This window comes from Paenibacillus sp. N22P23 (assembly GCF_059383735.1).
Map to the genome: position 1 here is coordinate 92923 of NZ_JBXENT010000010.1, position 21559 is coordinate 114481.

The window sequence follows — 21559 nt, forward strand, 5'->3', positions numbered from 1 at the left end:
AGTGCCACGCGGACGGGAGTAGACGAACAATTTCGGCCCAATCATATGAAAAATTGCGGCTGCTAGACTCCCGTTTGAGTGGCATTTGTTCAGAAACAAGAAAAAAGACTCCCTTACGTGTGGCACTTACTGAATAGAAGTCCTCAATTATCGCTGTTTAAGCGCTTTGTAGGTTGTTCACTCCCTTATGTGTGGCACTTGAAGCTGATTCGGAGGTAACAACTCCTTTTCGTGTGGTCATTGCAGTTGTGTCTTGTCCGGGGATGGTAGACATTGTATAATTTTATTATTACGATTCACACTAATTTACTACGCTAATCTATTTTGGTGTAGTTGGAGAACGCTAATTTACTAGCGAATAGGCATCGGTTCATAAACAGGAGACGTTATAGAACATACGGGATTCGTATGTTCTTTTCTACGTCTACCTGTTTTTTTTGTGCCGAAAACCAAGGGAGGAAATAGAGATGAGTTATGTTGAAGGACGCACTGTGCTGTTACAAGGAGGATTAACCGACTATCTGCTCACATCCACTGGCCAGCGGTTTGTCCGGTGCTATACGGAATTAGACGGCAGCTACACGGAATACTTTTTGGAGACGCCTGGCGCGCTTCATGACTTCACGACAAGCGAATCCATTACGGTCACACGTCAGGAAGGCATGTATGTTGGCTGTTACGAAGGCAAACAATTCGCCGATGAAGAGTTCCGCGGAGAAGGGGGTAATTGGAATGGATCGCTATCAGTTCGTGGATAGTAAAAACAAGGTTTCGGTAGCAGAACGTCTCCGCGATTATAATCAAATTCTCGCAGATGTCTGGGACTATTTGGAGAAGGCGTGCTTTACTTTTCATGGTGTAATCCGTGATTGGTCCGCTGTTTTCCTGCAGGACACTTATTTCGTCCTGCATACGTTCCTCAATGACAAGCCTGATGAGGATTGTATCCAAAGAGACAGCACGCTGCACTGGGCGGACATCTTTAATCGGGATTCGTCTGCAGGGGGATTATTCACTTTCCTGGAACGTTCCGGATTCCAATTCCGAATACCGGTTCAAGCGATGATTGATGCGATGATTGATGATGGGGGTAATTGGCATTATCAGAGCCCGAAGCATAAGTTCCAAATGTACTGTTTTCATCCAACTTGTGCTCTGCTCGTCGAGGTTTATATGCAAAATCAAATACCACCTTATGGCGCGCATGATTACGCAATACCGTATCCGGAGGATCGTTGCCAGCCGACTTTCGATTTTGCTTTCGAAACGATAGAGAGCAGCGGCGGTAAGAATGGGCGGGCGACGCGCGTCATCGAGGGAGAGACGCTGGATATCTTAGATGAGGTCGATGAGGAGCTCCTTTCTATCACGCGAGAGAGAATTAAGAAAATATACGACGAGCATACTATTATTGGTCTGCTTCTGTCAGGCGGCAAGGACTCAAGATTAGTAACGCAGCTCATGATTGAGCATGCCATTGCGAATCCGGATCCTAGCAAGAAAGTAATGATTATATCTAGCGATACGCTTGTCGAAAATCCTGGCGTCAAGAGTGGCATTCTGGCTATGAAGGAGGCGCTTGCTAAAGCCTGTCCTTGGGTAGAATTCCATATCGTAGAGCCAAGAGAGGACGAGACTCTACTAGTTTGTATCATAGGCAAGGGTTATCAAGCCCCAAGCGTAACCTTCAAGTATTGTGTCCGACGGCTCAAGATCGAGCCGGCGCGCGATTTTCTAGAAGCTGCGTTCCTTGCAGAAGGTGCTGAGGATACCTGTCTTGTGATGGGGAGTCGTGACAATGAGAGTGGAAATCGAAAGAGAAGTCTTGAGAAGTATTTCGGAGATGAATTTTACGGGCATCACCCAGTTGGTTCGATTCGCACTGCGAGCCCAATCCGCGACTGGACTAGTCAAGAAGTGGTTACATACCTCGCTTTTAACAGGGCGCCATGGAGTAAGTACGGAGCTCGTAATACTGAGCTTCTTCATTTCTACGGCAGCGCGGCAGGCAGCGAATGTCCGCTTGGAGCAGCCGTCGTTAATGATAATGAAGCCATGATGCAGTGCGGTAAATCAGCTAGGACAGGCTGTTACGCTTGCACGATTTCAAATGACCGCAGCATGGGTAATTTGATAAGTTCGTATCCGGAGTACGAAAAATACTATCGGTTCAGAGGAGTCCTAAAAGCAATTGGCCAAGATATTCGTTACGGCGGGATGGTTGGTCTGCAACGCATAGGAAAATCTAAGATTGGCCGCGGTATAGGTGATTTGACGATAGATTGTCGTACGCACCTTTTAGAAGCGATGCACCGTCTCAATATTGAATGGCGGGAGAGTGAAATCTTGACCGCTTATCAAATGGTGTTAAACCGCGAGACGGTAGAGGGATTCCCAGTTACCGGGCGATTCCGTGAGGCTATATATGCACTTCTTGGTGTATCTGGTGGTTTTCGAGGCATATTGTGCAATTCGGTGTTCGATCCATTCGGCACTAAAATTGATCAATTTGGACCAGAAGATGCTGCGGCAATTGCTAAAATCATAGCGCGGCAGGCGGATACAGAAATCGTATTCTCAAAAGTATAGGTTAATATCTCGTCCCATATACAGATCCGACCAGACGGAGTGGATTGAAAATTAAACCCCCGTCTGGAACGGGGGACTACGGAGGTAATTAATAATGATGTATTTTACTAGGAAGAAAACTCAGTTCAGAACTGGTGAAATCGTCAAGATAGTTGATGGAAATTTAAAAGGAAAGTACGGAATCATTCAATACAGCCGAAAATCTAATGGGAAGAGATGTTACAAAGTTAAGTATGCAGCGTGCTTCTCAAACAATAACTCACTTGAGAATGCCGAAAACTTTCGTTTAATCCGAAGAAAGGCGCTGCGTGATAGTTTTGCGCCTTATCGGAAGAGATGGACATTTGATCTGCTCCTTGCTTTGATCGTTTTCGGAACAGCCTTCTTTTGTTTAGGCGGTGGCGCTATCTTGTTTGGATTCCTAGCTACAATCTTTATATTGGCATTTACACTAGAAGTGACTCAGTTGTATAAAAACGTGATCTGGGGAAACCCATTAGCTGAATAGCAATATTCCCGGTCTTCGATTCCATACGGCACCGGTGTTGACCAGTTCACGCAGGCTGATGCTGAAGCAATAGCTCGAATCATGGCTAATAGCGAACGGGAAACCGCATTGGTTTAATCCATACGTACTCCGGCTGAGCGGAGAGATGACACATTTGTCTCTCGCTCAGCGCGGGGGACTATGGAGGTAATAGAGACAAGATGAATAACAAAGTTCAATTATCACTTTTTGATTATTTTCCAGATACATTCTCTGGCACAACGGAGCTCGCTGCTGTTGTCATGGAAAAGTCTATCGAACCGATCGATTCGAGCCGCAAGCAGTATTCCAATGACGTAGGTGAAGAGCTAGTCGGAGCGAGAAAGCATCTTGCTTCTTTGATGAAATATACGCCCGAATGGTACTCAGCTATTGAGAAGGACCCTAAGCATGCGTATGAATCTATCAACAAAGATGAGCTCCTCGGTGCATTCCCTGTTGAGGAATACCAAGGAAGAGGATATTCATCCGAAGTTGCCTATGCGATAAAGCAAATCTGGGATCGAGTGTCTCAGCGTCCGGAAGATAGCCCTAAAGCGCGTGAACATTTCGTTCAAGGTATTACTGAATTAAAGGTATTCTTTGCTGAAGCTTATTCTGAGGAATCCTTCAAGACCGTATTTCTTGAGCTTAATGCGGCTGTCTCGAAAGCTACATGGTCGAAGAGTGAGCGCCTGCTGCGAAGAGATCCGTCAGCTGCAGATGTTGCTTTCTGGTTGTCACTAGGGGATCGGTTTAAGCGCATCTTCCTATCCGGTGGTCGTGGACAACAGGCAACTTACAGATCCATCTTTGATAAAGCTTTCTCTTCGGATGAAGGCAAGAATTGGATCTGGGCGAACGGGAAGCAGCGGGAATCGGCGAGAGTTCCGTCAAAAGGACGGTGGGAACGCCAAGTACCGGACGAAGTCATTCGTCTTTCTAAAGAGCCTTCCGGCGTAGAGAAACCGGAAGACTTAATTTCGCACTATGGGTATCGAGGGATTCAGTTCGGTAATTGGATGGAGGATGCTGCAGGACGCTATCATGTATTATGCAGTGGAAACGCGCACGCTGACCTAGCTGCCATCCTGACCATTCCGCAACAAGCTATCAGCTTCTATGGTGTCGTCGGGCTTGCATTCGGCGCCCGCGGAACTGGCAAGGCGAGTGCTCACTATGAGCCTCACTTAAATGTCATTAACCTAACGAAGATGAATGGCGGAGGGGCTTTGTGCCATGAATGGGCGCACGCTTTGGATTATAACTTGTATTCATGGTCGCAAGGTTTTGCCAATGGACAGCTAGCTCCGCTATCTGCGAGTGAACCGATCAAGTCGCTCCCTTCAGATTCGATTAAAGGTGCATTCACGCGCCTGATGAAGCGAATTAAAGAGGGCAAAGGTAAGCTGCGCCAAACGGTACCGAGTGAATTGCCGCCATATCAGGGAAAATACTTCCGATCCATCTCCAAGAGTCTCGAGACTTATGGCTATGATGTATCCAGGGCGCTTGCTTCTCTCAAAGGCGTCTACCGGATTAATAGCAACAAGAAGTGGATTGATATTGGCATGTACTACTGCCATCTGGTCAAAGCAGCCGGCCGGGAAGTGCCTGTCGAATTTCATATTCCAACCGATCACAGCGCATTTTATCTTGATGCAATAGTGCGGGGGGAATATTGGCGTCGTGATCATGAACTATTTGCTCGTGCGTTTGAAGCATGGATTGAGGATGAGTTAGTCGAACGTGGTATGACGAATAGTTACCTCGTCAGCGGTACGCGCTGCGAAGGTCCATACCCTCAAGGCGACGAACGAATCGCGATTAACGAAGCGTTTCGCGAGTGGTGGAGGGTAATCCTCAAGTCAGGTGTCATGCAAAACGAACTCACTTGGACAAACGGCAACCGCTGATAGGGGGACATTCCATATGACTGTTACTAGACTCACTCAAATCATAAAGGAAATTGAGCTCAAACGAGAAGAGATGCACACCTTATGTGATCGATACGGAATGTGTTCGGAAGTTGTACTCCTAAAATCTCAGGAGCTCGACAATTTGCTGAATCAATATGGTAAATCTGAAAATAGATTAAACGATAGGTAGATTTGTCCTAAGCAGGCTGCATAACAAGCAGCCTGCTTTATTTTTTAACGAGCTTCGGACCGCCCATTTTTGCGGACGCCTTCATCATCAGACTAGCAAGCTTCTTTGCTTGGTCGGCTGACATTTCTTTCGTTGCTGCCATGAATACCATCTCCCATTTATAGATTACTATCCATCATCGACCGATAGGGCTGCGGCTATACGCCGGACAGGTTCTATTTGTCCGAATTGACAGCATATACTTCTCTCAAATGGAATTTTGGAATTATGACCGTTAGTAATGGGGAAGAGGGGAAGCAGCAATGTTGAATAGCTTAAACGATGTATTTCGTCCAGCTAAGAATGAGACTGTGGCGAAAGTACCGCAGTCGATCCCAGACAAGCGAAAGCAAGTGGCTCCTGCGCCGGCACCAACGGCAGTCCAGAAGCCGAAGGAGCGAGTACGCAAGGAGCGGACGCGTAAGGAACGTTCAGATAAATTGAAAGACATGAAGTTCCCAGTGACGCCGGAGCAGCGAGAAGAATTACGCAAGCGCGCTAGTGAGCTGCGCATATCAGATAAGAAGCCGGAACTTAAATACGAGACGATTTCGAATACGGAGATCCTTTCAAAAGCGCTCGAGCATTATAACGTCTTCCCCGAACAATACCCGCCGCTGATCTATAAGGATACCGGCCAATATATGCACGCGGAGATGAAACTGTCGGAGTATCAGGAGGTCGAAGCGCTCGCGCGGCGCCTTAACTTGTCCATTAGAAAGACCGTATACCGACTCATAATGAATTTCATTTTCCGTGGGGATGTGGATAGCGATGCGTATCGAAAGAGTCAGCAGCAGCCATCAGAACGTTTCTGAGAAGCTGCGGGGCCTAAACGGCGGGTTTACATGGAGCGATCTTTTTATGCGGTCGAAGCGGGTTGCCCGGTTAAAGGTCCGTGCGGAGGAAATCGATTTTACCCGAGCTGAAGTTTTCATCGGAGATATCAATAAGAAAACCAAGGGAGCGTTTGCTGAATTGACGGTTGAGCATCTGGTCCATATCCTGTACGCGGATTTCTTGCTTCATATTCGTGAGAATCTGAGCGAGCGTAAGGCGTCAAAGAATAGCGTGACGATGGAGGATACCGTGAATAGCTTGCAGCAGAAGCGGATCCTCTACTTTCCGAGGCAGCGAAGTGGGGAAGCATTGAGCCAGTTTGCAACGCCTAAAATGTGGGCGCTGATGGAGGTTCAGTTCTTACGTGAGAATATCAAGCGCGGTGAAGTGTTTCTGTATGATTCAGAATTGACGTTTCCTCATTTTCAAATGGAGGTCGATGAACTGATCTCGATCCTGTTTGTCGATTTTATCGCGCAGCTGAGACGCGGTAATCAGCAAGTACTAATTAATGGACTCATTGAACGATTCCTCTCCCATGACTTTGATTGATGATGATAAAGAGTTTCTTAAACATAAGTTCTTATTAAAGATTGTATTTATTTGTTGTCAAATTTTGATATAGGCTGTCTCAATTATTGAGAGAGGCTGTCTCAAATTTTGACAGGCGACTTCGCCTATAGAAATCTAACCCCCCTATATCAATTTTTGACAGGCTTGAAACTGCTATATTTAAACCCTCAAATTCGAAGATAAATACCCTCTGTCAATTTTCTATAGGCTACCTATCAAATTCTGACATAGGGGAGTAAAATTTCTATAGGCTACCTCTCAGAATATGAGACCTACTTGTTGTTCTATCTTACTTGTCGATTCATGTAAGGATGGTTATGCTGCATAAATACTAGAGGGCAACCTTGACCCCGGGAACAATACTTTATTGTAATTATGTAGCTGGAAATTGTTCTCTAAAATCAGTTGGAACAATACTTTATTGAAATTTATAGGTGCTTAAATAACCCAGGAATTCTAAGAGGTACAAAACAATACTTAATTGTAATGAATCAGGATGTGCTAATTGAAGATGACTTTGGAATGGATCTCATGAACCAATAGGATCATGATTTTTTTGTGAGCTTTGAACTTTAATGAGCCGAAGTGATTCTTGTGGTATAAATAGGATATTGAAAAAATAGTAGGAGCTGAACGTTTTGAAAATTTTTATTAGTCACTCGAGCCAGGATGAAGAATTGGTTAATGCATTCATGGATTTATTCCAGACGCAGTTTAACCTGACCCGACAGAACTTCTTCAATACTTCCGATTTCCAGCTGCAACTAGGTGGGAATTGGATTGAAGAAATTAGAACGGCCATGAACGAATCAACTTTGGTTTTGCCGATCATAACCCCGAATTATTTAGAAAGTCATTTTTGTCTATGCGAGCTTGGAGCGGCTTGGGTGAAAGATACTCAATTGTTCCCAATTATCGTTCCTCCGCTTACACATAGAGCATTAGATGGTACGCCTTATCGTGCGTGGAAGCAGTCGGTTACTTTGACCCTGGATAGTGATGAAGGTATGACGCGATTGTACGATGCATTTGTGAAAAATCAGATTGGAACGGATCCAAGTGTCACTCGCTTCCTAAAGCGTGTTAAATCGTTCCTATCACAAACATTAGAACCCTTTATTGAGAAAATGAAAAAAATAGAAGTGGTCACGCCTGAACTCGTTAAAGACCTGAGGCTAGAAGTTGCTCGGTACAAAGAAGCATTCGAGAATACCGACGATGAATTGGAAGCTTGCCAGAAGGAAAATGAACAACTCCGAAAAGTTAAGGATGCGGTAGCGGTTAAAGCTATTGATCGCGCCAAAATGGATGAATGGGATACCTTCCTCGACGCGGTGGAAAAGGTCGCCGTAGCGTTAAAACCCCTTAGCAATGCCGTTGCTACTGTCTTGTACTATGATTATAAGGGGCAGAGCTTTAACCCCGGACAGCACGAGCGTAGTATATTAATCGGAGATGAGAATAAAGGATTGGTTAGGTTCGATCAGGGTTGGGAGCCTGATTATGGGCATCCTGCTATGAGTAAAGCACAATATGCATTAGATCAATTCAATATAGTCTTGAAACAAATCAGAGACATCATCGAGGAACGCTTTGAAGAGGAAAACGAGGATGTTCGACTTGGTCTCGGTTTTTCACCTTTTTGGGAAGAGTTTTTTAAAGTTAGGATATATCAAACTGAAATATAAGCATAAACAAACCCCAACCCTGTTACAGGCCCGTGATTCATTACAATTAAGTATTGTTCTAAACAATTAAGTTTTGTTCTGGGTCGATTTATTACGGATAATCGAACCCCGATAGTAATTCACTTTTAACGCCATATTTCGACACCTTAAATGTGTTACTTTTGATAGAGTAGATCTATCAAACAAAAGGTGTGATAATGTGAAGGTCAATCGTAAATTTGCACTAGTTTTTGGGGTTGTTGCCATAATATCTGCTTCAGTAGCTGTTGGTGCTTATGCTGCAACTAAAATGACTCTTGTTATTAATGGAAAAGTCTCAAATGTGGAACCAACTGTAATTAACGGGGTCACCTTTATACCGCTTAGGTCTGCGGCAGAAATGCTCGGTGCCCAGGTCGATTATAATGGGTCTACAAAAACTGTAACTATCGTATCAAAGGTAGTAGCTCCATCGACGCCTTCTAGCAGCCAACCTAGTAATCCGGGTAATATAACACCACCGGTCGTGGAACCAACTACTATAAATGATGATTCAAAAGCAACGGTTACATATGATGAGTTCATGAGTTCATTCTCAGTTGGTTCGCGCAATCAAGGGATCGCTAACGATGAACTAACTACCACTGTCACGTATTCGGGTAATTTAGGTTCAACTGAGTTCTTTTCATGGTGGTATGCAATTGATAAGGCGACCAAAACAAAATATGCTGAGATGTTTGGGAAAGAGATTCAAGCAATTAATCCCCAATATGACATAGCAATTGATTTTACATATCAGGGGCAGAAACTAGGGTATGTTTTAGCTTATAAAGCTGGATACCAGTTATCTAGTTTTCAAGACGCACCTCCAACGGACACAATTAAATAACGGTTCTTTTTCGGCCATGTAGAGAAGGCGGTAGTCAAGTATGACTGCCGCCTGATTATTGCTAAAGTAACAGATAACACAAAAAGAGGCACCCTTTTGGGGTCCTCATCCTTCTAATGTTTTAGCGCGAATTTCCCAAATTCGTACTATCGACTATCGAGCGAGGGGGAATCATATGAAGGTTATTTGTAACAGACATCCTCAAGAAAATATTATTGAATATATAGAGAGCAACAAAATAAAGACACGATGTTTATTGTGTGAAGCTGAGGAAGAAATGCCTTCAAGAATCGAGACATATCACATTGCAAAATTAAATTATGAGATACAAATTATAGAAAGCAATAGAACGTCAAATCGTATAGCTTTGTTTTTCAGTTCTATGTGGGAGGACATGTGGGAAGATTTTAGTCTATTCGGATTAATTAAAGGCTTATTCATGTTTTTGATAGGTAGTGTTATTTGGTTCGCAATAATACAAGGCATTCTAACTCTATTTTTAAATGATGAACAAGCTGGAACCTATGCCTTGATTATCTTTCCAACCTTGTACGGATTCCTTGTAATCCTGATGATTATTGTCAGATGGCAAGAAACGAAGTCGAAATCAAAATATTATCTAAAAGAACCAACGCTCGAAACGATGGTTCAAGAACTAATCAGAAAAGCCGTTGTAAGTGTTTCACATGTCCATAATTTCAAAGAAACTATTAGAGAAAAATACATTCGGGAATCATCGGGTATTGACTCCGTTGATATAATGAGCGGAATAGAATTCGAAAAACATCTTAAATATTTGTTTGAACAACAAGGGTATAATGTTAAAACTACGCCTGCTAGCGGCGATAATGGCGTAGACTTATTGATAAGAAAAAATAGTATTATGACCGCGGTCCAATGTAAACGATACCAAAATTCAGTTGGTGTATCCGCGGTACAAGAAGTATATACTGGTGCAAGCTTCTACAATTGTAAAGAGGCGCTATTGGTCACATCGTCATCATTTACATCTCCAGCTAAAAAGATGGCAAATAAGCTAGGCGTGATTCTTTGGGATCGCGAAGAATTAATAAGACAGTTAGCGAAAATACATACACAGCAATCATGGGAAGAATATTTGAATCGATATTATGAATAACCATCGGATGAAACAAAGTACGCTTTAGCCCAGTGGAGATTTGATGAGTAGAGATACACACACAGCAGTAGAATCAAAATAGCGGTAGTCAAGGACTTTGTTATTTCGTCCATGCCTACCGCTGTTTTGATTCTATGGCCAGCTAATTCTTATTACGAAGATCGACGATTTTGTCATTCGAGACTTGTGCTTATCTCTCAAACGGTAACAGGGGAAAAGTAAAAAGAGGAACCGTGTCGGCTCCTCAACCCTCTAATGTTTCTACAAAAATATCTTTGATAGAGCTATCGAAATTATGAATGATTTCTTGAATGAGAAGCATGCAGCGTTCCGCTAACCAGTTGGTCACCATCTCATGTGGCGTATAGATCGTTAAGATGCCTGCGCGCTTGGTCGCAAACGTCTTGGCGTACCAGTTATTGAACGATGGTTTCGTAATACGCTTCTGAACCTCCGTTAAGAAAGCCTGCCAGAGTGCTTTATCTGATTCGGATTGTTCGTTCATCAGGATTTGACGCTTGAGCGCAGCACGTTGCTCCATTTCGAACAATGTGAGCTGCTTCTCTTTGCGGTGAACTTTTCCCTTCTCGATAAGGCCGTTGTACAGTTCGCTGTAGTCGACACTTGGATCAAGCTCAAGTTCGTGCTCGCTCGTCGTAAATAGTTTATTCAAGTAACGCTCGTGATCGACCTGCAGCACATGTGGAAGTGCCAGGCACTGTTCCTGAGAGAGAAGGGGGACCTTCTTGCGCACTTTAAATAGTGGGCTTTCATTGGTGTTATTGAGATCCCCGTTTTGAACGTTGAAGTAATAAACGAAACCGTGCTCTTCAAGGATGCCGAGGTACTTCTTCACCGTATTACGGCTCATCTTCATTTTTAAGGAGATGAGTTCCAGGTTTGGCCAGCAGAAATCTTTCTCACCATAGCAATAGCGTTTAAGATGCGCGTACAGCGCGATCGCCTCTGCGCCAAGTATGTAACCCCAATAATCGAACATGTAATTATTAATGATTGTCATATGACCATCGACATACGGAACGTTCTGACCATGCTTATCCAGAGAGAACTTGCGAATATCTTCTTCGGAAATATAGATCCGCTCAAGCTCTTCTTCGTAGTAGACCTGAGTCTTGCCTTTGATGACACGTTCTTTCGGAGTCCGGTTGCCCGTTGACCGCTCGCGATAGTAGAGTAGGCGAGACGTTCCGTCCTTTAAGTTCCTATTTTCAGACATAAAAAATCTCCCTCTGGCCTACCATTAGGCAATACTTAAGAGAGAGAAGAGGCTTTATTTTTCAAAAACGATATGCTAGAATAAAGGCATACGAAATTGGAAATAAGCTTCTACTCCTGAACCATTCATCGTCTAAACGCTTGGCGGCCGGAAGACGATGAATGTGACCTGGTAGGGGCTTTTTAATTGGTTTTTTTAAAGTTGATTAGTCATGTGATTGCTTGAATACCCGAAAATGTCAGGCAAACAAAAAAGCACACATGAATTTGTGTGCAATGAAGCAAAGGTCCCATCAATACCTAAAATAGGATTGATCGACCCGGGCAGCACGCAACTAGATTATACCGAACAATGTAGAAACGGTAAAGCAGAAAATGGCGAATCTTGCCGGTTGCTAGATTTAGTCTTGTCCAAGATAGACACTCGTGGTATGCTATTAGCAACCAAATATGCGTTAGCACGCAGCAATCGCCCCGTTCTTGGCTTAGCCTGGAGCGGGGTTTTTGCGTTTATGCAGATGCTTAACCTTTCATGGGGCTCTTTACCAGCAGACACACTGATGCTATAATTCTATGTATTACAGCATTTTATAGCATTTTCTTCGTGGTCATTATTTCGGCGAAGATGGGGAAAGCCTAACGGCAGCAAAGATTGTAAATGGAAGCTCTAAGGACGTACACTACCCGTATGCCCTTTTTTCTGATTCCATTCTATGAAGACGCATTCGATAATTCGAATGCGTTTTTTTTATTGGCATTTTTGGGGAGGAGGAGCGATGATCATGGATCCATGATGATCAGAGCAAGAAATTGGAGGTAATAGAAAACTATTTTTAGGAGGCATGTACAATGGGAAACAACAGAGGCGATCATAACCTTCAGTACTTGGCGGGTCCAGAAGGTGAACAATTGTCCAAAATTGCAAAGGAGAAGAAACTGCTTGCGCACTCTAGTATTCAGTCTGTTTATGAATTAGTGCCAATGCAGTTTCATAAGCACATCCGGCTGCTCCCACAGAAAGAAAAGATTGCTGATCGGCAGTACAATCTTACTCCAGAGCAGAAGGCATACGGGTTTCACTCGTATTATGGCAAAACATATATTGAGACGTTTCGTCCTTATGTCGATGTTGAAGGACGAATCGAACAGATGATTGAAGTACACAAAGAGCATAATGAGCCTTACATGCTTGATATCACTCCGGAGCAGATCGGTGATACGTGGGTCATGACTTGCGTATTTGAAGGGCTGAACAAATTCGGGCAGCGCTTCAGAACGAAGGAACGATCCATTATTGGCTTTGGCGCTTCATCTGGCGTCGACTCAACAAATCCGGTCGAGAACGCTTCAACGAGTGCTGTCGGTAGGGCATTATCGCACGGCGGGTATGGTAACATCGGTTCGGGTCTCTCATCCTATGAGGACATATATATTGCACTGTCCCGGCAGAAAGCCGAAGATAAACTTAAGAACGAAAACGATGATTCCGGCAGCGGTGAAGGACAGCAGCCTCCGGTAACGCATGGCGATCAAAGTTTGTCGCAGCGTGGAGAGCAGCAATCGCAAGGAAGCGGTCCATCTACGCAAGGAAGCGGGCAACAAACGCAGACTGGTCACGGCAGTCGTTCTCAAGGTCAATCTTCGCAACCCCACTCTAACAGCGGAAATCGCCCTGCATCTTCGGGTAGCCGCGAACAAGGGAATGGGCAGTACGGACAAGAGCAAGAAATGAAGCGTGAAAAGAATAAGCTTGTCAGTTCTCTGATGAATGATACCCAGCGGGTACCTAAAAATGATCTGGTGCGTAGCGTTCAAGCAATGCTCCGGATCACGAATTGGAACGGCAAATTTTATTCTCTTTCTCTCGAGCAGCTGCAGCTACTCGATTCACGCAAAGGAGAAATCTCTCAGGCATCATAAGATAGATATGAAGGAGTTGTGGGCATGAGGCTTCGCAGAACAAAGCACGAAGGATGGTATGAGTTCAAGTCACAGTGCCTCATTTGTGGACATACTGGCTGGTGTCGGATTAATCACGAGCAAACCGTTGTGTACTGCATGAGGGTTCCAACTGATGATTATTTCGATTCGGTAATTGGCCGGCAGTTCCGGCATTATCTTGATCCGAATGCTGCTCCAAAAACAAAGATTGAGATCGAGATCAGCAACGCAGTCGATAAAAAACCTGATCACCATCTCAACCGCGTTTATCGTGCATTACAAAAGGAGCTTTCATTATCTCCCGAGCATGTTAACCACTTGGTAAACGATCGGCTCATGGAAGAGGATGTGGTTCGACTTCGTGGATATCGGACCATGCCACTCCAGGATCGCTATAAAGTCGCCAAAGGTGTCATTAACCGACTAAGCGATAACAGCGAACTCTTAGGAGTGCCGGGGTTTTTCTGCCAAGATGGAAAATTCGGACCGTATTGGACAATGGCTGGAGGAGCGGGACTTATGATCCCGTTCCGCACGGTTAAGAATGAAATTACGGGCTGGCAGATTCGGATAGATAGACCCTCTCTCGAATTGGTAATGGAAGGCTCAATCAAGGGTGAAATCCTTGAAGAGCTTCCAGAAGACGAAGACGGGAATCGGCGTGCGAAGTGCAAACTTGAAGCAGGTCAGCATGTTCTCACAGTCATCCTTACCGAGAAAGTGAAGAAAGAGTGTTATTCCAAGTCCGGACAATTTGTCTTTAGTGTCGTCTTGAAACAAGGGCAGAGGTATTGGTGGTGGAGCAGTGGTTCAAAGGATAATGGTTCGTCAATTGGCGGCCCGCTTCCTGTGCATCTTGCTTTACCGAGTCCATGTCTGAAATACTGGCAAGTTGGCCAAACCGCGGATACAGTCATTGATTGTTCGGAGGTTTGGGTAACGGAAGGGCCGATTAAAGCTGATAAAGCAGCTGATGAAATGGTCAAGCCTTTCTTCGGTATTCCGGGCGTCGGAGCATTTTCGCTCTTGCTCGAGCCACTATTGGCGCTTGGAGTGAAGCACATCGTTTTTGCTTATGATGCGGATGTCGTAAAAACGCCTGAAGTCGAAATGGCACTTGAACAGTGCGTGGAGTTCTTCGCGAGCAAAACCGACATGAAGCTAAGCCTTGCGATGTGGGATCTTTCCCTCGGTAAAGGAATCGACGATCTGCTCGACAACGGCTACGTCCCGCAAGTATCGACTCTTCTAGGGTAATTAGAATTGAATAAATTAATCACATTAAATTAAAAGGGGTAATAGATATGTTGAACCGTGTAATTCTTATTGGAAGATTGACTAAGGATCCAGAAATGCGTTACACGCCTGCTGGCGTTGCTGTCACGCAATTTACACTTGCAGTTGACCGTCCATTTAGCGGTGGTCAAGGAAACGAGCGGGAGGCAGATTTCATCCCGATCGTAACTTGGCGCCAGCTTGCTGAAACTTGCGCGAACTACTTACGCAAAGGCCGTCTAACAGCGGTCGAAGGTCGTATCCAAGTTCGGAATTACGAGAACAACGAAGGCAAACGCGTCTATGTGACGGAGATCATTGCCGATAACGTTCGTTTCTTGGAGTCCGGAAATCGTGATAATAGCCAGCGTGAAGAAGGAGCTGCGAGCAACAGCAGCGGAAATTATCAGGGAGGCAGTCAACAAGGCGGCTTCGGTGGTAGTTCCTCGCAAGGTGGTAGTCGCTCTGGTGGCGGGCAGTCGAATCGCGATCCGTTCTCTGATGACGGGCGCCCGATCGATATTTCTGAAGACGATCTGCCATTCTGAGATCACGCTTCATCTGAGGGAGGAAATAGATAGATATGCATTGTAACCATGGAAAGACTGAGCATGTGTACTGTGCCGATTGCCACGTGATCACGTTGCAGGCAGAAGTTGAAGACCTCAAAGTTAAACTTGAACAAAGTACTGTTCGTACTGATGTGAAATCCCTTCACCATCATGACGATTTACTAGTGAATTTTTTCAAGGATTTGAGTCAGCACAACTCGAAGCGACGCAGTTTGAGCAGTAATTCTGACCTACAAGTCGTCATATAGCAGGATCAATGTTTCCCGGCCGCGGGGTGAGATGCAACGTCTCTCCGCGGTAGTGGGAGCGTTGAGGAGGCAATAGATATGATGAGAAATTCGACAATAGTGCCGATTTATATGTTCGTACTCAATAATAAAGGCATCAACGCAATCGCTGCAGCTGATATGGAGCTGGCAGGACTAGCGGAGCGGGCAAGCCACTGGACGAAACAATTTCTTGCTGATAACGGAACAAAGGATCCGTGGGATAAGGTGCCGTGGACCGAAGATGGTTATGCGCATATTTATCGCGGGTTGCCGGGATCAAAGGATTCGCAGGTGCTATGGACGTTCCATTTTGATGGCAACGAAACGTTCGACAGCATGGATGCCAATCTTCAAGATATGGTTATGGAAGAGGGCACCCGGCTGCATGATCAGTTCGTCGCTATTAATGATGGTCATTTCATTAAGCCGTCCGATTATGATGAGCGAACGGGCATTTCGCTGCTTCGTTATATGTGGAGTGACTTTTCCGATCCGCTGTTGCCGATAGCCATTCATTGTACCCACAATCATGTTTACACGATAGTGGATCTTGACGGTTACGCGATTGTACCTGGACTGCGGGCAAAAGATCGCATCGGCTATATTATTTTAGATCAGCCATGTGATATCGGGCCAGGGTTCCGTTTGGAGCCTAAGTCAATTGAAAGTCCAAACGCGAAGTTGTTTAAGTAATAGGCGACATATATCGGTACACCCTAGCATGGGGGATTAGAAACACAGTCCCTCATGCGAAATGGGACTGATAAGGAGCCATAGAAATGATTGTTGGTCTATATTTCTGCGCATGTGGTACGAGCTATGTTTCGGATTTTCCGTATCAAACAGTACGTTGTCTTGATTGCGGCACTGATTTGAATCGGGAGGACGAACCTACCCGAAAGATGCTTGCTGTACTGAATGACGACCAGTTGGAACAACTATGGGGTTTTTTCAGTCGAGTTACCTTTGATCCGAAGGATGAAGGGATAACGGAGCGATTCTTGTTCTTCTTGCCAACTACAAATAGATTTGTCGTATGGCTATGGTTTGCGAAGCAGTTCAATGGTAATTTTGCTAACCTACCTGGTCAATTGGTATGGCAAGAGCAGGGGAGAAGTCTCGCGCATGAATGCAGCTGCGGCAAGCGTATACCAGTTGGAGAAGCATGTTATTTCAATTCCACTTACGAGAAGGTGTTATGCGATTCATGCGGGAAGCGGGAGATGACGGATCTTTGGTTGTTCCACGGATATAACAATCCGTGGATTCGGATAGCGGATGATCCATTCTTCGATCGTTCGAGCTTCTGCGTGATTTCTACGGTTGATGAGTTGCTTGAGAAGTTTCGGCAAGGGAACTGGAGCCTTGGGAATGCGTTTGTCTACAAGAACCTCGTGTTTATTAACCAAATAAACGGAGGAGATGAATGGTTAACCATTAAGGACTGGTGTCCATTTGAGTCGATAACGTTCAGAGCGGTTCTCCGGCATGGAGACGATTACGCACGGACATACATCCAAGAACTGCTTGATCATAAGATTGAAGAGCGTCATGTGCCTGATTATTCGCTTGCTGAAGCCTTGTCGTAAGCGTATTGTCCTTTTTTACCCTAAGTGGGGGCTATCTATTAAGCCCCCACTTGGGGGTGAGAGGAGAACGCGGAATGTTAAATATGCTTTTTCACTGTCAAGGTTGTGGGAAACCAGAACGTCGAGGTAACGATGAATATGAATCACTCGTCAGCGAGTGCATTTGCGAAGATAAGCGGGTGAAATGCGACGGCTGCGGCCATCGTTTTCAACATAAGGACATGTCTATGAACAACATGTTTCTTGCGCTGTGCAAGCTATGTAATGAGCATGAACCGCACGAGATGGATGGCGTAGCAGTTGCCAGATTTGAGCCTACCGATCTACCATCTACCATGGTGTGTGTCCAGCCGATTGGAGGCAAGCTGCAGCTGACGGTGCGCACATATCATCTAGGTATTAGTATGGTCTTTCCTGCAATGACCAAAGAAGAACTCGTAAATCGCTGGTTTCAAGAACATTCTGGCTTTCAATTGCCGATCGAAGCGGACTATTTATTTAACGCGGCTATATTGCGTCTGAAGGATGAATATGTCACCGAATTTGAGATCACTTCAATTCGAAAGAAGATGTTCGAAGAAGCAAAGCGACAGAGCTTGAGGGATGTTGTCTACGTATAACATATCAGAAAATACGAAACCGCCTCATTCAAGAGGCGGTTTTTCTTAATACTACATGATGTACATTCGGAGTGTTTTTGTTGTCGAATCGTAATAGGTTTCAGCACCTAACCCTTTTGTGAAAAATTGAATTGGTGCATAAGTTGTGCCTTTGATGATTTGAGGTGGAATGTCGAGCATAAAGGTACTTCCATGTTTGAAATCGAACATATAAGCAGAATAGGCTTTCCTATTGCCTACTGTCGCCTTTGCGGTGTCTCCAAAGTAATAGAACGTAAATGTTTTTGTTTTCGCATCCCATGCAAAAGGTGGGACATGACCACTCACGAACAGCTCTGCTATATCTTTAACAGGAAGCATCATGTGGCCTTTTACGATAATCGCTGGATGCCCGAGAGTTGTTGGTTGGTCTTGGAAGATAAATTTAATATTGCTTTTGTTTGTCGTGGCCGAAGTTGAAGTGTTATTTAATGGTGGAGTTGAAGATTCCTGAGGAGGTGTTGGAGCTGGCTTAGGAGGAACCGGAAGCGTTGGGTAGATGTTGCCTAAATACTCCGCGTTCCATATCGTCGCATCTTGATTCATGTCCGGTAAAATTATTTTCGAACCAACACCGGCGAAGATACCTGACGAACTAATAATGACACTCTCGCCTTCGAAACGCCAGATAGATAAAACGCCAATGCCGTATTCTATTTCATACATATCGCCGTTGCTTCGAATGATTATAGCCGTACTATGGATGTCATCTACACTTTGAAGATAAACATATTCTGCGCTTTTGGCAGAAGCAGCTTGTGGTAGAACAATGGAAAGAAATAACGCCATTAGAATGAATATGGTTTTTCTCATGGCACGTCCCCTTATCGACTTATTAGTTATCCAGAAAAGAAATAGAACTAACTTCATTCCCTTAATGCCATAGTTGTGTCGTCTAAATTCCGAGGAGGACATCTCGCGCTTTGCAGGAATATCAAAATCCTATCTACAATTTATGTTCTTCACGCCCCTTAACTCGAGTAGTTCAAGTATACCACTAGGTTTGGGAATATTTCCAAGTAAATGAAGTGAGCATAATGACTTTATTTGTTGGTGCGGAACTTTCGTAATATGGAACCAACTATTGATAGGCTCATAGAATACATGTTAAAATAAGGACATTACGAAGAACAAACATTTTCACAGCCGTCCATTTTTCGGCAGGTGATGGAGAACGTCCGGCAACGGACTCAAACAAATTAGGCGCGTAACAGGCCGCAGTTAATTGATGAAACATACCACAGGTATGTTTATTTTCAATTTCTGCGGCCTTTTTTTGCGTCCAAAAACAGGAGGAAATAGAAAATGGCTAAAACAAAGGAATTGAACGAGCAGCAAACTTCGGAGAAAATCGAGAAACAACTTGGATCCATCGCGTTGGGAACTGCTGCATTTAGCGTAGAACGAGATGCTCTCTTGGACGCACTGGTGCTTTGCGCCAAGATCGTTCCAAGATCAAGTTCCATGCCTTTGATGCAGTGCCTTAAACTCGACCTGCAGAAAGATACGCTCTTTATTACGGCTATGGATTTGCCTAAGCAGGCGGTTCTTCAACATTTGCCGGTCACTAACGAAGGTGGTGTCAACGGCAGCTACTGTCTGAACGCGAAAGAGGTAATCGAGCTCGTGAAGCGTATGCCTGACGGTAATCTATCCTTTACGCAGCGCGATTCGACCGTGACGGTCAATTACGGTAACCGTGGGCGAGCCAATCTGAAGGCACTCAATTCAGACCACTATCCAGAATTACCGCAGCCTAGTACTGCGAATTTCGTGATGTGTCCTATTGAAATGCTTCGTAAAGGTGCGCTTGCTTCGAGATTCGCGGGTTCTGATGAAAACCAGCCGGCGATTACGGCGGTTTATCTCTACAACGCAGATCGAAAGCTGGGTTTTGTGGCGACGAATCGTCACCGTATCTATCGGTACACGACTGATATTGCGCTGCCTGACGGGTTTCGTGATGGCATGATTGTTGCGACTCAGTTCAAAGGGATTGTCGACTCGCTCAAGTCGCCTACGGTTGCACTTGCTATCACTACAGACTACCTCGTACTGCGTGATAAAAATGTTGCTTACTTCGGCCGCTTGCTTGACGGTACTTACCCTAACATTCATCAAGTGTTCGCGAATATTGGTGAGGGCACTGCACTTACAGTATCGCGTCAAATGCTCGATGACACGCTGAACCGCATGCTGTCACTTGTCGGGGTAGAGAACAACCGTGTCACACTGGAAGTAGACGAAGAAGGTGTGTTTACGGTTCATTCCAGGTCCGAAACAGGCGAGATTTGCGAGAGCTTCCCAGATGCAAAGGTTGAAGAAGGGTTTCCGACCATCAAATTCAATGCGCTCTATTTGCGGGATGCGCTGCTAGTTGGTGATCGTGAGGTCAAGAACATTACCTTGCGTACCGCCGGCTCATCTTCGCCAGGGTTCATTGAGTACGATGGAGATTCTTCGGTAGTCGTCGTATCGCTTCCAGTTCGGTAATAGAGATTTCCAGAAGAGACCTGGCTAATCACTGTCAGGTCTCTATCCTTTTGCATGGGAGATGGATCCATGGTAGCCATAAAAGAAAATGTAACCAGTGTAGAAGAAGTTGTTCGTGTGGAGCTGAGTTTATCGGCGTCGGAGATCATCCAACTCATTAATCAGCTTCCGACAGGACCACCGCTTCTCGCACGGGTAAAGGAGCAATTGAAAGATTGCGTGGACAAGCAGCTGGAGGTTTCAACATCTCCGGTGCAGCGCACGCTTACATACCTCTCGAAGAAATTAAATGTTTCGAGTGTGGAGCAGCTTTTCTCTAAGGCATTATCCTTCACCAATTGGGGTGTGGAGCTCGAGGAGAAAGGATTTGAAATAATGGCTGTGAAACGGGGTTTCTTTTCGAAGGAGGTAATTCACTTTAAGATTAGGAGGTAATAGAGATGAAAATAAATGAAAATGAGCTTCAGGTGGTCACACTTGATGAAGAATTGAACAAGCAGAAAGCAGGCAAGGGTGGAAGGCCACCTGCGAAGCAGGCTGCTGCAAAGGGGAAGAACACCTCTCCTGCGGCGAGCCCGCAAGATGAGTCGGTGCAAATCGTTCAGCAATCGAAAGAACGTAATTTGCTCGTTCTGGTAGGTGTAATCATATTTTCTGCCTTTGTCCTCGGCTTCTTGTTCCTCATTCTTATTCAATTGTACAATGCCAAGGACGTCGATAAGACGGTCCAAGTTTTTACGTCACTTTCCGTGCCAATCTTCTCGATATTCGGGACATTTGTCGGCGCTCACTTCGCAACAAAGAAGCGGGACCGATAATGGGCAAACAAAAAAACAAGGCTTTCTCCTTCGAAATGAAGGGGGAAGCCTTGTTTTATTTTTTCGGTGCAATTTGATAGGTAATGAAGTCGCGATCGAGGACGTTATCCTTCCAGGCGCCAACACTGAAACCACGATCCTCGAGCTCGATCATCTGGGCTAGCAGCGACAGTGCTTTAGATATAAGTTGTTCATCCGTTTCAAGTTGAAGGCGTTCTTTTAGACCGTCAAGGGTTGCTGCGAGTTCAGGATTCTCAGGTGTTCGACCGCTTTGATGCTCTTCACTCAATTGTGGCACCACCTTCCAGTATCGTTACCCTTAGTATAAGCCTTGAGT

22 protein-coding genes are annotated in these 21559 nt (G+C 44.9%); 19 read left to right on the plus strand and 3 right to left on the minus strand.

The genetic code is table 11. The features are described from left to right. Positions 1–467 precede the first annotated feature (467 nt). The 10 genes from AC506A_RS26770 (at position 468) to AC506A_RS26815 (ending at position 10370) form a co-directional block, all read left to right on the plus strand. On the plus strand, positions 468–758 hold the full coding sequence (locus AC506A_RS26770; RefSeq protein WP_495464061.1) for a hypothetical protein: 291 nt from the start codon (positions 468–470) through the stop codon (positions 756–758). Next, positions 733–2589: a phosphoadenosine phosphosulfate reductase domain-containing protein gene (locus AC506A_RS26775; RefSeq protein ID WP_495464062.1), complete on the plus strand. Its 1857-nt coding sequence runs from the start codon at positions 733–735 to the stop codon at positions 2587–2589. Before AC506A_RS26770 ends, AC506A_RS26775 begins: the two co-directional genes overlap by 26 nt. 94 nt (positions 2590–2683) lie before the next feature. Then, the gene (locus AC506A_RS26780) at positions 2684–3097 is read left to right on the plus strand and encodes a hypothetical protein (protein ID WP_495464063.1); all 414 of its coding nucleotides are present in this window, start codon (positions 2684–2686) and stop codon (positions 3095–3097) included. A 200-nt stretch (positions 3098–3297) separates the two neighbouring features. Next, positions 3298–5031: an LPD1 domain-containing protein gene (locus AC506A_RS26785; RefSeq protein WP_495464064.1), complete on the plus strand. Its 1734-nt coding sequence runs from the start codon at positions 3298–3300 to the stop codon at positions 5029–5031. A 16-nt stretch (positions 5032–5047) separates the two neighbouring features. Continuing rightward, on the plus strand, positions 5048–5224 hold the full coding sequence (locus tag AC506A_RS26790) for an aspartyl-phosphate phosphatase Spo0E family protein (RefSeq protein ID WP_495464065.1): 177 nt from the start codon (positions 5048–5050) through the stop codon (positions 5222–5224). Between the two features lie 302 nt (positions 5225–5526). Then, the gene (locus AC506A_RS26795; protein ID WP_495464066.1) at positions 5527–6081 is read left to right on the plus strand and encodes a superantigen-like protein SSL4; all 555 of its coding nucleotides are present in this window, start codon (positions 5527–5529) and stop codon (positions 6079–6081) included. Further along, positions 6038–6655: a hypothetical protein gene (locus AC506A_RS26800; protein ID WP_495464067.1), complete on the plus strand. Its 618-nt coding sequence runs from the start codon at positions 6038–6040 to the stop codon at positions 6653–6655. Before AC506A_RS26795 ends, AC506A_RS26800 begins: the two co-directional genes overlap by 44 nt. A gap of 659 nt (positions 6656–7314) precedes the next feature. Beyond that, entirely contained in the window at positions 7315–8364 is a 1050-nt protein-coding gene (locus tag AC506A_RS26805) for a toll/interleukin-1 receptor domain-containing protein (RefSeq protein WP_495464068.1), read from the plus strand. Positions 8365–8563: 199 nt separating this feature from the next. Next, entirely contained in the window at positions 8564–9232 is a 669-nt protein-coding gene (locus AC506A_RS26810; RefSeq protein WP_495464069.1) for a stalk domain-containing protein, read from the plus strand. Between the two features lie 175 nt (positions 9233–9407). Continuing rightward, positions 9408–10370 carry a restriction endonuclease gene (locus AC506A_RS26815; RefSeq protein ID WP_495464070.1) on the plus strand — a complete coding sequence of 321 codons (963 nt, stop codon included), beginning with the start codon at positions 9408–9410 and terminating at the stop codon, positions 10368–10370. Between the two features lie 244 nt (positions 10371–10614). Here the strand turns inward: AC506A_RS26815 and AC506A_RS26820 are convergent, their stop codons facing one another. Continuing rightward, positions 10615–11607, minus strand: a complete 993-nt coding sequence (locus AC506A_RS26820; protein ID WP_495464071.1) for a helix-turn-helix domain-containing protein — start codon at positions 11605–11607, stop codon at positions 10615–10617. 848 nt (positions 11608–12455) lie between these two features. Here AC506A_RS26820 and AC506A_RS26825 point away from each other — a divergent pair. The 6 genes from AC506A_RS26825 to AC506A_RS26850 all read left to right on the plus strand — a co-directional run bounded on the left by AC506A_RS26825 (position 12456) and on the right by AC506A_RS26850 (position 17872). After that, positions 12456–13526 (plus strand): hypothetical protein, encoded by a 1071-nt coding sequence (locus AC506A_RS26825; protein WP_495464072.1) that lies wholly within the window; start codon positions 12456–12458, stop codon positions 13524–13526. A gap of 24 nt (positions 13527–13550) precedes the next feature. Continuing rightward, positions 13551–14804 (plus strand): toprim domain-containing protein, encoded by a 1254-nt coding sequence (locus AC506A_RS26830; RefSeq protein WP_495464073.1) that lies wholly within the window; start codon positions 13551–13553, stop codon positions 14802–14804. A 47-nt stretch (positions 14805–14851) separates the two neighbouring features. Continuing rightward, positions 14852–15370 (plus strand): single-stranded DNA-binding protein, encoded by a 519-nt coding sequence (gene ssb, locus AC506A_RS26835; RefSeq protein ID WP_495464074.1) that lies wholly within the window; start codon positions 14852–14854, stop codon positions 15368–15370. Positions 15371–15720: 350 nt separating this feature from the next. Beyond that, positions 15721–16356 (plus strand): hypothetical protein, encoded by a 636-nt coding sequence (locus AC506A_RS26840; protein WP_495464075.1) that lies wholly within the window; start codon positions 15721–15723, stop codon positions 16354–16356. 86 nt (positions 16357–16442) lie between these two features. Next, positions 16443–17252: a hypothetical protein gene (locus AC506A_RS26845; protein WP_495464076.1), complete on the plus strand. Its 810-nt coding sequence runs from the start codon at positions 16443–16445 to the stop codon at positions 17250–17252. A 74-nt stretch (positions 17253–17326) separates the two neighbouring features. Further along, the gene (locus AC506A_RS26850; RefSeq protein ID WP_495464077.1) at positions 17327–17872 is read left to right on the plus strand and encodes a hypothetical protein; all 546 of its coding nucleotides are present in this window, start codon (positions 17327–17329) and stop codon (positions 17870–17872) included. 51 nt (positions 17873–17923) lie between these two features. Here the strand turns inward: AC506A_RS26850 and AC506A_RS26855 are convergent, their stop codons facing one another. Beyond that, positions 17924–18724 carry a copper amine oxidase N-terminal domain-containing protein gene (locus tag AC506A_RS26855; protein ID WP_495464078.1) on the minus strand — a complete coding sequence of 267 codons (801 nt, stop codon included), beginning with the start codon at positions 18722–18724 and terminating at the stop codon, positions 17924–17926. 492 nt (positions 18725–19216) lie between these two features. Between AC506A_RS26855 and AC506A_RS26860 the strand changes: the two genes are divergently transcribed. The 3 genes from AC506A_RS26860 (at position 19217) to AC506A_RS26870 (ending at position 21222) form a co-directional block, all read left to right on the plus strand. Then, on the plus strand, positions 19217–20404 hold the full coding sequence (locus tag AC506A_RS26860) for a DNA polymerase III subunit beta (protein ID WP_495464079.1): 1188 nt from the start codon (positions 19217–19219) through the stop codon (positions 20402–20404). A gap of 69 nt (positions 20405–20473) precedes the next feature. Further along, positions 20474–20839, plus strand: a complete 366-nt coding sequence (locus AC506A_RS26865) for a hypothetical protein (RefSeq protein WP_495464080.1) — start codon at positions 20474–20476, stop codon at positions 20837–20839. Between the two features lie 5 nt (positions 20840–20844). Next, on the plus strand, positions 20845–21222 hold the full coding sequence (locus AC506A_RS26870; RefSeq protein WP_495464081.1) for a hypothetical protein: 378 nt from the start codon (positions 20845–20847) through the stop codon (positions 21220–21222). Between the two features lie 55 nt (positions 21223–21277). On the opposite strand, the gene AC506A_RS26875 is transcribed toward AC506A_RS26870, so the two are convergent. Then, a complete protein-coding gene (locus AC506A_RS26875) occupies positions 21278–21511 on the minus strand; it encodes a hypothetical protein (protein WP_495464082.1) in 234 nt (77 codons plus the stop codon). Between the last annotated feature and the right edge of the window lie 48 nt (positions 21512–21559).

Excerpts from the sequence above, each read along its gene's own strand:
- AC506A_RS26770 (WP_495464061.1), top strand. The coding sequence starts at position 468 with ATGAGTTATGTTGAAGGACGCACTGTGCTGTTACAAGGAGGATTAACC.
- AC506A_RS26775 (WP_495464062.1), top strand. The coding sequence starts at position 733 with ATGGATCGCTATCAGTTCGTGGATAGTAAAAACAAGGTTTCGGTAGCA.
- AC506A_RS26780 (WP_495464063.1), top strand. The coding sequence starts at position 2,684 with ATGATGTATTTTACTAGGAAGAAAACTCAGTTCAGAACTGGTGAAATC.
- AC506A_RS26785 (WP_495464064.1), top strand. The coding sequence starts at position 3,298 with ATGAATAACAAAGTTCAATTATCACTTTTTGATTATTTTCCAGATACA.
- AC506A_RS26790 (WP_495464065.1), top strand. The coding sequence starts at position 5,048 with ATGACTGTTACTAGACTCACTCAAATCATAAAGGAAATTGAGCTCAAA.
- AC506A_RS26795 (WP_495464066.1), top strand. The coding sequence starts at position 5,527 with ATGTTGAATAGCTTAAACGATGTATTTCGTCCAGCTAAGAATGAGACT.
- AC506A_RS26800 (WP_495464067.1), top strand. The coding sequence starts at position 6,038 with ATGCGTATCGAAAGAGTCAGCAGCAGCCATCAGAACGTTTCTGAGAAG.
- AC506A_RS26815 (WP_495464070.1), top strand. The coding sequence starts at position 9,408 with ATGAAGGTTATTTGTAACAGACATCCTCAAGAAAATATTATTGAATAT.
- AC506A_RS26820 (WP_495464071.1), bottom strand. The coding sequence starts at position 11,607 with ATGTCTGAAAATAGGAACTTAAAGGACGGAACGTCTCGCCTACTCTAC.
- AC506A_RS26825 (WP_495464072.1), top strand. The coding sequence starts at position 12,456 with ATGGGAAACAACAGAGGCGATCATAACCTTCAGTACTTGGCGGGTCCA.
- AC506A_RS26830 (WP_495464073.1), top strand. The coding sequence starts at position 13,551 with ATGAGGCTTCGCAGAACAAAGCACGAAGGATGGTATGAGTTCAAGTCA.
- ssb (WP_495464074.1), top strand. The coding sequence starts at position 14,852 with ATGTTGAACCGTGTAATTCTTATTGGAAGATTGACTAAGGATCCAGAA.
- AC506A_RS26840 (WP_495464075.1), top strand. The coding sequence starts at position 15,721 with ATGATGAGAAATTCGACAATAGTGCCGATTTATATGTTCGTACTCAAT.
- AC506A_RS26845 (WP_495464076.1), top strand. The coding sequence starts at position 16,443 with ATGATTGTTGGTCTATATTTCTGCGCATGTGGTACGAGCTATGTTTCG.
- AC506A_RS26850 (WP_495464077.1), top strand. The coding sequence starts at position 17,327 with ATGTTAAATATGCTTTTTCACTGTCAAGGTTGTGGGAAACCAGAACGT.
- AC506A_RS26855 (WP_495464078.1), bottom strand. The coding sequence starts at position 18,724 with ATGAGAAAAACCATATTCATTCTAATGGCGTTATTTCTTTCCATTGTT.
- AC506A_RS26860 (WP_495464079.1), top strand. The coding sequence starts at position 19,217 with ATGGCTAAAACAAAGGAATTGAACGAGCAGCAAACTTCGGAGAAAATC.
- AC506A_RS26865 (WP_495464080.1), top strand. The coding sequence starts at position 20,474 with ATGGTAGCCATAAAAGAAAATGTAACCAGTGTAGAAGAAGTTGTTCGT.
- AC506A_RS26870 (WP_495464081.1), top strand. The coding sequence starts at position 20,845 with ATGAAAATAAATGAAAATGAGCTTCAGGTGGTCACACTTGATGAAGAA.